General features: G+C 66.6%; 14 protein-coding genes. 4 read left to right on the top strand and 10 right to left on the bottom strand.

What is annotated here, in order from left to right:
• Positions 1–357: a hypothetical protein gene (locus FJ694_RS20035; RefSeq protein ID WP_157269096.1), complete on the top strand. Its 357-nt coding sequence runs from the start codon at positions 1–3 to the stop codon at positions 355–357.
• 82 nt (positions 358–439) lie between these two features.
• On the opposite strand, the gene FJ694_RS20040 is transcribed toward FJ694_RS20035, so the two are convergent.
• The 9 genes from FJ694_RS20040 to FJ694_RS20080 all read right to left on the bottom strand — a co-directional run bounded on the left by FJ694_RS20040 (position 440) and on the right by FJ694_RS20080 (position 9,089).
• Complete coding sequence (locus FJ694_RS20040) at positions 440–865, bottom strand: hypothetical protein (RefSeq protein WP_157269097.1); 426 nt, start codon at positions 863–865, stop codon at positions 440–442.
• 34 nt (positions 866–899) lie between these two features.
• Positions 900–2,369, bottom strand: a complete 1,470-nt coding sequence (locus FJ694_RS20045; RefSeq protein WP_157269098.1) for a UvrD-helicase domain-containing protein — start codon at positions 2,367–2,369, stop codon at positions 900–902.
• 171 nt (positions 2,370–2,540) lie between these two features.
• A complete protein-coding gene (locus FJ694_RS20050; RefSeq protein ID WP_157269099.1) occupies positions 2,541–3,356 on the bottom strand; it encodes a hypothetical protein in 816 nt (271 codons plus the stop codon).
• Positions 3,357–3,367: 11 nt separating this feature from the next.
• Positions 3,368–4,216, bottom strand: coding sequence for a PRTRC system ThiF family protein (locus FJ694_RS20055; RefSeq protein WP_157269100.1), 849 nt, complete (start codon positions 4,214–4,216; stop codon positions 3,368–3,370).
• Positions 4,217–4,303: 87 nt separating this feature from the next.
• Positions 4,304–5,038, bottom strand: a complete 735-nt coding sequence (locus tag FJ694_RS20060) for a PRTRC system protein B (RefSeq protein WP_157269101.1) — start codon at positions 5,036–5,038, stop codon at positions 4,304–4,306.
• A 10-nt stretch (positions 5,039–5,048) separates the two neighbouring features.
• Complete coding sequence (locus tag FJ694_RS20065) at positions 5,049–6,077, bottom strand: PRTRC system protein F (protein WP_157269102.1); 1,029 nt, start codon at positions 6,075–6,077, stop codon at positions 5,049–5,051.
• Positions 6,078–6,305: 228 nt separating this feature from the next.
• A complete protein-coding gene (locus FJ694_RS20070; RefSeq protein ID WP_157269103.1) occupies positions 6,306–6,512 on the bottom strand; it encodes a PRTRC system protein C in 207 nt (68 codons plus the stop codon).
• A gap of 11 nt (positions 6,513–6,523) precedes the next feature.
• Complete coding sequence (locus FJ694_RS20075) at positions 6,524–7,036, bottom strand: PRTRC system protein E (RefSeq protein ID WP_157269104.1); 513 nt, start codon at positions 7,034–7,036, stop codon at positions 6,524–6,526.
• A gap of 94 nt (positions 7,037–7,130) precedes the next feature.
• Complete coding sequence (locus tag FJ694_RS20080) at positions 7,131–9,089, bottom strand: PRTRC system ParB family protein (RefSeq protein ID WP_157269105.1); 1,959 nt, start codon at positions 9,087–9,089, stop codon at positions 7,131–7,133.
• Positions 9,090–9,581: 492 nt separating this feature from the next.
• Here FJ694_RS20080 and FJ694_RS20085 point away from each other — a divergent pair, with 492 nt between their 5' ends.
• The 3 genes from FJ694_RS20085 to FJ694_RS20095 are packed head-to-tail and all read left to right on the top strand — an operon-like array spanning position 9,582 to position 11,185.
• Positions 9,582–10,280: an RNA-guided endonuclease InsQ/TnpB family protein gene (locus FJ694_RS20085; RefSeq protein ID WP_157269106.1), complete on the top strand. Its 699-nt coding sequence runs from the start codon at positions 9,582–9,584 to the stop codon at positions 10,278–10,280.
• An 18-nt stretch (positions 10,281–10,298) separates the two neighbouring features.
• Positions 10,299–10,856 (top strand): zinc ribbon domain-containing protein, encoded by a 558-nt coding sequence (locus FJ694_RS20090; RefSeq protein WP_157269107.1) that lies wholly within the window; start codon positions 10,299–10,301, stop codon positions 10,854–10,856.
• Between the two features lie 26 nt (positions 10,857–10,882).
• On the top strand, positions 10,883–11,185 hold the full coding sequence (locus FJ694_RS20095) for a hypothetical protein (protein ID WP_157269108.1): 303 nt from the start codon (positions 10,883–10,885) through the stop codon (positions 11,183–11,185).
• Between the two features lie 36 nt (positions 11,186–11,221).
• Here the strand turns inward: FJ694_RS20095 and FJ694_RS20100 are convergent, their stop codons facing one another.
• Entirely contained in the window at positions 11,222–12,106 is an 885-nt protein-coding gene (locus tag FJ694_RS20100; RefSeq protein WP_157269109.1) for an N-6 DNA methylase, read from the bottom strand.
• Positions 12,107–12,171: the final 65 nt, after the last annotated feature.

Here is a 12,171-nt window from a genome sequence, read left to right on the forward strand (position 1 = left end):
GTGCCCCGCACCGTCGCCGGTTGCAACTACCGCTGGGACATCGCCCTGGGGCAGCCCGAGGTCGACAAGTTCAAGGCTCTCATCGAGCAACAAGACGGCTTCGCGGCGTTGGGCTTGGCGCTGTGCCAGGCCGTCAGCCTCAACCTCGAGTGCGAAGGCTTTGATCCGACGATCTACCTCAAGCTGCTCGACGCGATGGACGGCTATCTGACCGCGCGGCGCAGCTCGCCGTCGGCGACCACGGAACTGGAGCGGCTTGCGCTCTTGAGCCGTTCGCTCGACCTGCTCGTTGACGTCTCGGAAGTGCTGCTGTACAGCGAGAGGGCTCGCCAGCTCGTCTGCGGTCGAGCCGCGTAGTCCCCGACATCGCTAACCCACCATGCATGCCTCGGTCCTCACGGGCCGAGGCATGCCTTTTTGGAGGTTCAAAGCACGCCGCTCAGCCCGGCCCAGGTGGCGCTGTCGGGTTCGCCGGCTCCGCGTGGGCGTCCCTGGCCTGCGCGGCCGCTTCGATGGCCGCAACGACCGCATCCGCCATGTCCTGCGCTGCCTCGCTGCGCGGCTGTCGATAGGAGCCGAGGCCTTGCGCTGCGCACTGGATGCGATCGAGGGCTGCTTCAGCCCCGATGTCGGAGCCGTGGAGCAGCACCCGCGCACCCCAGACCGACAGCAGCGCCCCGGCCGCAGTCAGTCCGTGCACCAGCGCGTGATGGATCAAGCCGCCGTCCTCGTAGAACGCCGGCGCCACTGTCACCGACAGCGCAACGCAGCCTATGCCGGTGAGCAGCTTCACCATCGCGCGGTAGCGACTGGCCAGGCCAGTGGCGGTCGAAGGCCGTTCAAGGTAGTCGACGGTTTCAGCCATCCATGCGCTCCTGTAGGACGTGGTCCGGCTGCCTTCAAGCCGGCAGCAGCCTGCGGTGCTCCAACCAGCGGGCGAACTCCTCTGGCAACCGGACCGCGGCGCGTGCCCGCGTCAATCCGACATAGAGCAGGTGGACTTCCTCGGTCTCGACTTCCCCGAGCTCCAGCTCCCTGCCCTCCTCGAAGAACGGCATGTAGTCGTCTGCCAGCCAGACCTGCTCGAACTCCAGACCCTTCGTCTTGTGCGTCGTACCGATGAAGATGCCGTCGAACTGGCCCCAGGCGCTCTTGTGCATCTTCACGTGGCGCGCCGTGATCTCGTCGATGAGCACCGGGATACGGCCGCCATACCGTTCGACGGCGCGCACGAGCTGTTTGAGCTCTGCGTCCTCGGCATCCAGCGCCAGCTCGGACAGCTCTGCGAAGGTCGTGAAGCTCCTGAGATAAGGATCGCGGACCATTGCCCGCTCACCCATCCAGAGGTGGTAGGCGTCGAGGATATTCTCCAGCCTGTAGCCCTCGGTGCCACCGATGAAGTGGTAGCTGCAGTCGAGGTCGAGGAAGTTCACGGCCTCTTCGAATGCCATGGCGTTCGTGCGCGTGATGATGGCGAATGGCCTGGTGACGTCGACGTCGAGCCTGGTCTTGCGAGGCTCGCCGGCGCCCACGATAGGGTGCACGAACTCCGCCTTGAAATTGCTCAGTAGCGCGTTGGCCATGTGCGCGATGCCTTCCCCGAAGCGCCAGCTGCTCATCAACGGCAACCGCTCGTCGGCGTCGAGCAGGCGAAGTGCGTTGACGCTGCCGCGGTAGCCGTTGATGGACTGCGCCTCGTCGCCAACCATCACGATGGTGGCGTCCTGGCGCGTCACGACGTCGAACGTGCAATGGTTGAGGTCCTGCGCCTCGTCGACGAGCACCACACCGAACTCCCGCAGCAGCGGCTGCTGCAGCTGGTAGAGCTTGAGATACCCGTCATGAGGCAGCCGGATCTCTGGCTCGTGGGGATCCACCATGTGCTCCCAGAGCAGCTGCGCCAGCTGCAACAGCACGCGGGGCTCGCCCAGCCTGGCCACGATGTGATTGGGCAGGTGGTCCATTCCCAGCTGCTCGTCGAGCGATCCGCACCAGGCCTGGATGGCCGCCAGTGCCGCATTGGCTGCCAGAGGGCTGCAGCCCAGTACACGCGCTACCGTGGATGGATACGTCTTCCCCACTCGCTGCTCGACACGGCTGCCGAACAGCGCGCGCGCGACCTTGTAGGCCAAGGCATGCGAGGTCCGGCAGACGACGTTGGACGGCATCCTGGCCGCGGCCTCGAGCTGGATCGCCTTGTTGTACGCCAGGCACAGCATCCGCTGCCGCGGGCGAGCAAGCGCATAGGCCTGCAGCGTCGTGGATTTGCCGGTGCCGGCGCCGGCCTGCACTACCAGGCGGCGCGCCGTGGAGGAGACGATGCGCCGCGCGTGCGCACTCAGTTGAATCAGCGCTGGGTACGCAAGCATGCGCGGGCACGAGAGTAGGCGGCCATGCGCCGATGTTGCCGATGCCCCCGCCTAGGGCCAAGGCGAAATCACGCCGAAAGTGGCCGACTTGAGGCGAGGTCCAGAAGCCGGCGGCCTTCGCGGCCCTGCGTGCCCGGCTCGGCCGCGAGGGCCGCGGCAGGCACGCCCGCTTCAGGGCTGCGGCAGCCTGGCCTTGGGATCAAGTACCGCCATCACCGTTTCCAGGTTGCGGCCCACCAGGGGATCGACTGCGAACGGAGGCTTGTCGCCTTGGAGCACGGTTCGCACGGTGAACCGATGCCGCTGCCCGTCCAGAGCCACGGTCACGAAGCTGCCGGCCTCCTGCTCGCCACGCTCGTACCGATCCTTGCCGGCTGCGAACAGTCGGGTGGGCGCCTTGCCGTTGCCGAAGAGCGCCGGCGTGACACCGCTGCCCATCATGTAGGAGCCGAAGGTCGGTGAAATCCAGCCGTTCATGATGCCCACGGCCCCTGCGACGACCCGCAGCACGTCGACGCCCCGGTTCTCAGCGCGGCCGTCGGTCTGCTGCCCGCCTGGCTGCTGCGCGGCCGCGCTGATCTCGGCCAGCAATACCCGGCGCGCGTTGAATTTGGACGTGTAGACGTAGAAGCCGCTGTCGAGCTCGACCGTGATGGCGTTGGCCGGCGCCGCGCCGGCGTCCGCGACCTGCAACCCCTGCTTGCGCGCCAGCTCGGCCAGCGTGGCGTCCACGCGCGCGAAAGCCTCCTCCGGTGGCATCCCGCTGCCAAACACGCGGCGGGCCTTGAGCACCAGGGGCCGTCCAGGGTGCGCCGCCAATGCGGCGCGTGCGGCTTCCGAGCCCTCGATGAAGACTTCAATGTCCGATGCGGCCGGGGTCGAGGCGGACGGCGTCTGGGCTGGGACCGGCTCGGCGCCGGGGTTGGCTTGGGCGCCGGCGGCCAGCGCCAGCGCCAGGGCTGCAGTGAGGTGGCTGGTGCGCAGCATGGACATTCCTTTCAAGCATCGGCCGGCGTGGCGGCTGGTTGGTTCATGGGCTCGCATTGGGCGGCCTCACTGTCTGCTGCATCGGGGACAAAGCCATACCTTGCCCACACCGCCGCATCAACATCTACCGGCCCACACCGCTTGCTCTCAAGATTCATGACAACCCCGTGGTGGCGCAGGCGCCCTTGCGAGAAAAGCTCGTAGAGCAACTGCGCCCCCATCCTGACCACCACGTCGTTGATGAACAGCCCCTGGCTGGCCAGCGACATGCGAACGGAGCACGAAGGGGTGTTGTCGTCCGGGATGGAGGGGTCCAGCAGTTCCGGGAATAGCTCGGTGATGCACGGCAGCCGCAGGCCGCCCGCGCAGCGCTTCTTTGTGCGGGGTTCGCCCAGGAGCACTTGCGCCGTGGCCTCCTTGTTGCCAAGGTCCAGCCAGTAGGCCGGGGCGTTGTCCGCTCCGAGCAGGGCTTCATGGAGGGCACGGCGCGCGGCGCGCGTATCGACACACGACACCACCACGTCAGGGTCGATGCTCACGCCGGCCTCCTTGCGGTCCTCGTAGCGGGCAGGCACGGCCTCCCAATCGAATCCGTAGAACAGGTTGAGCCGGTGGACCGTGACGACGGACTTGTACTGCCCGAGGTCGGCGCGGCTGTAGAGCTGGCGCCCCACGTTCGCCTCGGACACGCGGCCAGCGTCGAATGCCATGACGTGCAGGCCGCCCGGGTGGCCCAGGGCGCGCATCGCAATGTCCAGACGCGCCAGGCACGCGGCCATCTGTGCGCCGTTGCCGCCCACCCCGACGAGGTGGACCATGACGCGCTTCTCAAGCAGGGCCGGGTCGATGCGGTGTTCCATGCGGACGCTCCAGTGCTCCTTGTGATGGGAACCGTTTCCTGCGGGCTGCCGCTGCCTCAAGTCCCGGGCAAGCTGCGCGCTGCAGCCCTACACGGCGGCTATCTGCTTTGCCAGGGTGGTGTTCAGCGTCTTCAGCACCGCTTGCGGGAACTTGCTGAATTTCCCGTCAAGCATGTCGCGCCAGAACGCATAGGTTCCGCCCGGGTACTTCAGCAGATTGCCCGCCGCGTTCGTGTGGGTGAAGAAGGAGCCGAAGAAGCAGCGGTTCCACGCCTCGATCTGCTCAACCGGATTGCCGCTCGGCACCGTGACGTTGCCGATGCAGATCTGCCCGCCCTGCCAGACGTTGAGGTACGGTGCCTGAAACAGGGCCGTCTGAGGCGTGGGCCGGTCGTCGCCGCGCACGGCCCACACGTACCATCCCTTGTTGCCGTTGACGCAGAACACCAGTCCCGGATGCGGGACGACCTCTCCCCGCTCCGGCGCGCCCACCGCTTCGTTTCGGATGGCGATGTGCCGCGCTGCCGGCGGCGCCCACCAGGCCACCACGTCGCCGGACCAGTAGAGCAGTTCGGGCGGCATGAACCCGCCTTTGCGCGGCTGGCGCGATAGCTCCCGCACCAGCTGGGTTGAGGCCTGCACCGACAGCGCATGTCCCGACAGGATGATCGGGCCATCTTCGCCCGACATGACCCGATGCACCGTGACATGGCACTGGCCCGTGTTGCCATAGCGGTCCTTGCGCTCGTAGACGAGAAGGGCCTTGCGCAACTGCACGGCGCCCTCTCGTTCCTCGTGGATGGTGAATGCCGGCTGGGCCATGGCTAATGCTTCAAGAGTTGTCTGCCTGCAGCCAGTCTCCGTCCGATAGAAGCCCGATCAACCTGTCGAGCAGCCGGATGCACTCGAAGTGATGCTTCATGGCGCTGCCCCACTGGTGCAGCGAGGCGCAGATGTCCAAGTCGAGCGGATGAAGCCCGATGGTGTCCCGGGATTCGCTCTCGGAGGCGTAGTTGCAATAGTCGTCGTAGAGCCGCATGCTGAGGTCGTCCTCGTTCCATGCCAGCAGCGCGGCGTGCCCTGTGAACCAGCCGTCCTCCTGCGCGTCGAAGTCGGCCGTTGCGCGCGCCGCCAGGAGCCGCGCCCGCGCGGTCTTGAGGGCCAACACGTTGTCGATCACGTCGCGCTCGCGTGGCGGCAGCGCGCCCCGCTTCAGCCGGCGCAACTGATGCACCTTCAGGTTCGGGCGCTTGGAAGCAAAGTCCGTGGCCCAATTGGGAAAGGCCGCGTCGAGCTTGGCCCGGGTGATCATTTCCTCGGCCAGGTCGCGCCGCTCCTCGTCGGTTTCGCAGTTCGCCATGGCTTCCGACTCGTCGTCCTCGCCGTGCCAGTAGAACTCCCGGCAGACCTCCAGCGCGTCCCTGGGCGTGAAGATGGGCATCACATCGCTGTTCTCGTCGAACGCCGTGAGCACCGTTGCACCCAGGCCCTCGTGGACATTCTCCAGCGCCTGCAGCGCGTGGCCGATAGGCCAAAGCCCGCAGGTGGCGAACCAGCGGATTTCCGCTTCCGGCGCCATCTCTTGCTCCGCGTACCCGAAAGACCTGTCCGTTTCCGTCAAGGACCGCAGCACGAGCACGAAGGACAAATCCAGGCAGTGCAGTTCGCCAAGATGCTCGTGGAGCCAAGCCTGCAAAGCGGCCTCGCAGACCTTGAGCATGCTGCGCCGCCCGGCCTTCACCGCAGCCGCATCGATGGCGCCACCGTCAAGCAGGCCGCGTGCAAGGCGCGCCTGGAGGCGGCGGCTGGCCAGCGGCTCGATGGTCTCCGGTATGGACGGGTCCAGGCGGGGCAGGCTCAAGGGCATGCCTACGGTAGTGGGGGGAGCGATTGCCATGGTGGAAGGTGCCTGTCATCACGCCGGGTGCGCGCGGCGCCCAGGAACAGCGCGTCGGTGCAAAGCTCGTTGTAGGCCGTGGCGTGGCGCCGCACTGCCCTGGACGACATTGCCTTGACCATCTGCGCGGCGGGCCCGTCCGTGCCCTCGGCCAGGGCCTGGTTAACCGCGTTGCTGAACGCCTCGACTTCTTCAGCCCTTTGTTTCGACTGCGCGGCGGAAGGTGATTTCCTGGACGCCATCACTGATCTCCCCGTACACGATCTCGGCACTTGCCAACTCAGAGATTTCCTCCGCGTGCATGTCTCTCACGCCCTTGGCGTCCAAGCCGGGAAAGTCGGCCAACTGGACCCCGTTGTAGAAGAACCGCCGCTGGATCGGCTTGACTTCGATAGCCATTGCGTTTCCCTTCAATTGAACAGGTCGAGGGTGGTGTCGCTGGTGGTGCCGCCGCCGCCGCTGCCAGCGCCATGCTGTGCGCCGCCTTCGGCGTCGGCGTCGGCGTCGGCGTCGGCGTCGTCGCCGTCGGGTTCGCCATCGGGTGCGCTGGCGCCGGCAGTGCCTGCGGGCTTCTGTGTTGCGCCTTTGCCGCCAGAACCCTTCGCCGCTCCGCTGATCGCCTGGGTGGCCTTGCGCTGCGAGGCCGTCTTGGCTGCCGCCAGCACTTCAGCCGTCGCGGCAGCCTGCTGCGCCAGGCTGGTGTGGGCTTGCGTGTAGTCGCGCAGGGCCTGAACGAAGCCCGCGTCGAATTCCTCGGGCGTGGCCGTGAGGCTCAATGCGGTTGCCAGTGCCGGCTCGGCTGTGTCCTTCTGGACTTTCGGCTTGACATTGATCGTCATGCGGCCCGTCTTTTCGTCCGCAACGATCTGCAGCGTCAGCGCGGTGTGCTGCGCGAGTGCGTACAACTCGGTGAAAAAGCTCATTTGCGAATCTCCTTTGGCCGTGGTGTGCCCGTGGATTGATCGTATGGGGCACCCCGGGCTTGTCCAGTCCGCGCAGCAGCGCGGACCTCACTGCTCAGGCCGCTTCGGCTGCGGCGGCTTCGACTTGATCGCCGGCACTGTCGGTTGCCGCCTCGGCGACTGCAGCGCCTGCTGCTGGACCGCGCGTGTCTTCCGGCTGCGGCGAAGGCGCGGACCCGGCTTCAGCAGCGGCGGTGTCCTTGGCGCGCTTGAGCGAGCGGCGGTTGTATTTCATCGCATTGGGCACCAAGCCTGTGTAGTCGAAGCCCTTGACCTTGAGCAGTGCAGCGATGAAGTCGGGCTTCTTGCCTGCGCTGGCCTTCTTGAACTCGCTGCCCATGGCCTTCTTGATCTTGAGTTCTTCCGCGAGGCTTTGCAGCTCCGACATGGTGAGCAGTTCAAGGTAGGTGGCGTCGAGCTTGAAATGCTGTGCTTCATCGACCTTGAGGTAGTTCAGCAGCAGTTCCAGTCCGCCCTCGTCCACCCCATAGGCCGCGCTGGCGGCTACGGCCTTGAGCACGCTGTGCATGTCGCTGTCGTTGAGCGCGTCGCACTGCTCCAACGTGGCCTTGAGCGTCGTGTTTCCGAGCTTCGCGCGTGTGATCTTGTTGACTGCTTCCGTGTAGCGGCCGGTGTTGACGGCGCCAGTGTTGGACGCCAGCACCAGCGCAGCCAGCACGCGCGCGTTCTCTCGATCTGCGGCCATCAGACGGTTGGCAACCCAGGCCCGCCACTTTTCCACCCGGAACTGCTGGATGCGGCCCGAGACCTGCGCGCTGGTGACCGGCGCTGGCGCTGGCGCCGTGCTGGCACGCGCCTGCGTGCTGGCAGGGTCGCCGCTGTCGGCGCTCGGTGCCGTTGAACCGGTTGCCGAGTCGTGGGCATCTTGCGCCGACTGTCGCGCGGGGTTCGCGCCCTTGCCATGCTTGCCAGCAGTGGGTTGCCCGCTTTGTGCACCGCCTGCGGCGCTGGCTTCGCTGGTCCGCGCCGCTTCGCGCAGCGCCTGCCGGTTCGCCGCCACCTTGCCGGTGTTGCAGCCGGCGTCGAAGCAAAGCGACTCGTGGACCTTGCCCAGGGAACCGGGGACTGCGGAGACGCTGCAGCCAAAGGAAGCGCAGCCTTTGCACGCGGCGTACTGCGCTTCTCCGACGCCCAGCGCGCCTTCGGCGGTCACTTCCAGCGGCTCGAAGCCGTCGCTGGCTTTCACGATCCGCACCACCGGATACTGTTCGCGCAGGACGCCCGCGCGCTTCTCCAGTTCGGCCAGCGTCAGTTCCTCGTAGTGAGTCGGATGCTGGCAGAAGCCGTCTCCGATGCTCTCGTCGAACAAGGCTGCTTGCCGGGCCGAGTTGTGCGGGCAGCCGCTGCATTGGGCCGTGTCGAAGATGGCGTCGGCCAGGCGGCGGGCGAACTGTCCGAGTTGCAACTTGAGCAGTTCGACGGACACCTTGTGCGCCAGGATGCCGGTGAGCACCTTTTCCTGGCGGTCGGGCGGCAGTCCGGCCAGCAGTTCGGCGTGTCCGAGCTTGATGCCGCGCTTGGTCAACGCCTGTCGCACCGAAGGGATGCAGTGCAGCAGCAGCAGCCGGCGCTCCAGCGTCTCAGGGCTCATCCCCATCTGCAGCGCCGTTTCCTGCTTGTCGCCCTTGTTGAAGCGCAGCAGCTTTTCCGCTGCTTGCGCGTGCTCGACTTCGCTGGGGTTGGCGCGGTGGTGGTTCTCGATGGTAGCCAAGGCGGCGACCTCCGCGTCGGATGCCTCGCGCAGCAGCACCAGCATTTCGTAGTCCGGGCCGTAGAGGTCGCCGCACGCGTGCCACCGGCGCTCGCCGAAGATGATCTGGTACATCCCTTCTTGCTCGGGATGGCTGCGGACCATCAACGGCTCCAGCGGCTCGCCGCCTGCGGCTTCGATGCCCTGCTTCAACTCCTGCATCTCTGCTTCGTCGAAGTGCTCGCGGGGATTCGGACCCGGCGTGATCTGCCGGTGCTTGAGCGTGATCGGTTTTGACAACATGACTGGCCTCCTGGGTGCTGCGCCTTCTTGCGCTGCGAAGCCATGTTCTCGCTGGTTACGCCTGCATCAAGGTGCGGTGGCTGGGTCTTGGACCTTCCTTCGATCCGGCGTCTTGGCGTGCCCGGAGGCGACCCTGTGGCAGTGCGGCAGTGCGGCAGTGCGGCAGTGCGGCAGTGCGGCAGCCAGCCGCGCGGATTCGGGCTTTCCTGGGCGTCCGCCCTGTCTAGGCGGCTGCCAGAATCAGGTGCCGTGCCGGCGGTAACGTTGGCCTTGGCAGTTTCCACAGGCGCCGGTGCAGGTCGCCTTGCAAGTCGCCGCCGTCGCGTCCACCGAGCGCGCGGGGAGCTCCATCCAGTGAGGTCGGGCGCGTAGCGCCCTGCAGGCAAAGCCTGCCCGCATTGGGTGGCAGGGATAGCGCGCCGTCCACAGGCCGGCATTCAGTTTCCGGACTTGACTTGAATGGCTGAGAACGGTTTGTATATTCGTCCAGACATGAGCACCGAGCACAACCTTCGCAAGAGCACCTTTCGGCTGTACCCGACGCCGAAGCAGGAATTGGCCTTGCAAGCGCTCCTGCGCTCGCATCAGCAGCTCTACAACGCCGCGCTGGAAGAGCGCATCGACTGCTATCGCAAGACCGGCCAAACGCTGACCTTCGCGGCGCAGTGCAAGTCGCTTACGCTGCTGCGCAAGGAGCTGCCCGAATGGGCGCAGGCCGCCAACTGCTCCAGCCAGCAGATGACGCTGCGCCGGCTGGACAAGGCGTTTGCCGCGTTCTTTCGCCGCGTCAAGGCGGGGCAGGCACCGGGCTTCCCGCGCTTCAAGTCGCTGGCGCGCTTCCCAGGCTTCAGCTTCAAGTCGCACGGCGACGGCTGGCGCTTCACGCCGGGCGAGGACTGGCGCCACGGCACGCTCAAGCTCTCGGGTGTCGGGCACCTGTGCGCACGCGGTCAGGCCCGCCAGGGGGGCGACATTCGCGCCAACGACGTATTGCACCGCGACGGCCGGTGGTACTTGTCGCTCACGCTGGACATCGGGCAGCCGCAGCGCCAGCGCACGGGCAACGCGGCCATGGCCTTCGACTGGGGCGTGGAGACCTTCCTTACGGGCGTGGACCACGCGGGCGAGGTGATCCGCCTGGACAACCCGCGCTGGTGGCAGGCCGAGAAGGCTCATGTCGCCGAGTTGTAGCAGGCTGTCTCGCGCAAAATGGACAAGCGCAGCAGCCGCCGTCGCAAGGCCGTGCAGCGCCTCTCGCGCGCCCGCGCCAAGACCGCTCGGCGCCGCCTTGACTGGGTGCACCAGCAAACGGCCAAGCTCGCAAGTGGCTTCGCGCTGGTTGCAACCGAACAGTTGCGCATCGCCAACATAACGCGCAGCGCTGCGGGAACTCTGGAGGTACCCGGCCAAAGAGTCGCACAGAAAGCGGGCTTGAACCGCGAAGTTCTGGATACAGCCCCTGCGCTGTTCACTTCCCTGTTTCGCCTCAAAGTGATGGAGACTGGCGGCGAATGGGTAGAGGCGCCGACCCGAAAACTCAAACCAAGTCAGCGATGCCCCGCGTGCTGGGCACTGGCCAAAAAGAGCCTGTCGGATCGGATACACGTATGCGCGGATTGCGGACACAACGAGCCGCGCGACCTGGCTTCTGCACGCGTCGTGCTGAAATGGGCGCTGGGCACACATCTCGGTCAGGAACTGGCCGGTACGGGGGTGCGTGAACGCCCCTGTGAAACTCCATCCCTTGCGCAGCAAAGGTTGGAGTAGTTCATTGCAGGGAGAAGCTTGTGCAATTGCGCATCACGATTCCGGCAGACGTCAAGTTCTGCGATCTTTCCCTGTCTCGCCGGCGGGAGGACGGAGCCGTCGTTTTCGCCATGGACCCCATCGAGGCGATCTGCGACGCCAGCGGACTTGAGCTGGAGGTGGTGGTCGGCGGGCCGCAGCCGCTCGTGGGCGCTCTCATCGCAGCGTGGTACGTCGCCCATCGCGAGAGCGGCGGTGATCCCGACCCGGTGCAGGAAGACCTCATCGAGGAGCGCCGCCTGGAAGCAGAGCGCGGGGGCGGCTTCTCCTACCGGGCGGGCCACGCCTGAAAGGCTGCCTCGGCCCTGCGCCGCCTGCCGGCCCATTCAATCGGCGAAAAGGTCGATGCTGAGTTGCTGCGGGTCGGGCGTGTCGTGTGGCGCCTTCTTCTGTGGCGGGTCGCCTACCTGAGTCGCGCCCGCGGCCGCTGCTCGGGGCGCCCTCTCCTTTCGCGGCGCGCTCGCCTGTGCCGCTCTCACGGCATCGGGCGTGGGGCCGGGTTGTGCCGTCCCGCCAAGCACCTGTTGTTGCGCAGTTCGCAGCGCCGCGATGCGCGCCGGGTGCAGCGCGGGCAGCACCAGGTCAGGGCTGAGATCCCGCATGGTGGCGTGCAGCAGCACGCTCAGGCCGCTTGCCGGCCCCAGGGCGTTACCCCGGTACACCAACAGCTCCCCGACCTCCAGGCGGTGTATGAACAGGTTAGCCATGAGCTGCGCGGCGCACATCTGCGCGCACAGCCCGTCGAGGTCGATGCACGTGATGGACCAGCGGCGCCGTTCCGCTGGGTCCAGGTGCTGCAGGAAGCCCAGGACCAGTGCGCCGCTGCCGCACGCGGGCTCGCACATGCGCCAGAGCTTGCCATCCGGCGGCTCGCCCTTCGGGTGGTCCGCAAGGGCGATCTGAGCCATGAACTCGGCCACCACCGAGGGAGTGAAGAACTGGCCAAGGCCCTTGCGGTGGCCGTGGCTTGACAGTTCCTCATAGACCCGCCCCAGGATGTTCTGCAGCGGATGCTCCATGACAGCCCGCGCGTACATCGCGGAGGTCTCGCGCAGCCAGGGCAACAGGTCGGCCGGTGGCGACTCGGGTTGCTTCACGCCCATGTCCATCAAGACATCGGTTGCCAGCCACCGCAGCAGCTCGCCGGGCGAGTGGCTGTGGTTGCGAATGCACGCTTCAAAAATTCCTGTTACATGCTTGTCGGTCTGCATACAACGCCCCTTTGTCAGTGGTGCCGTCCCATCGTCTCGCTCGGCATCGCTGCTTCAAGGGCACC

The sequence above is a fragment of the Azohydromonas aeria genome (genome assembly GCF_009760915.1).
Classification (GTDB): domain Bacteria; phylum Pseudomonadota; class Gammaproteobacteria; order Burkholderiales; family Burkholderiaceae_C; genus Azohydromonas; species Azohydromonas aeria.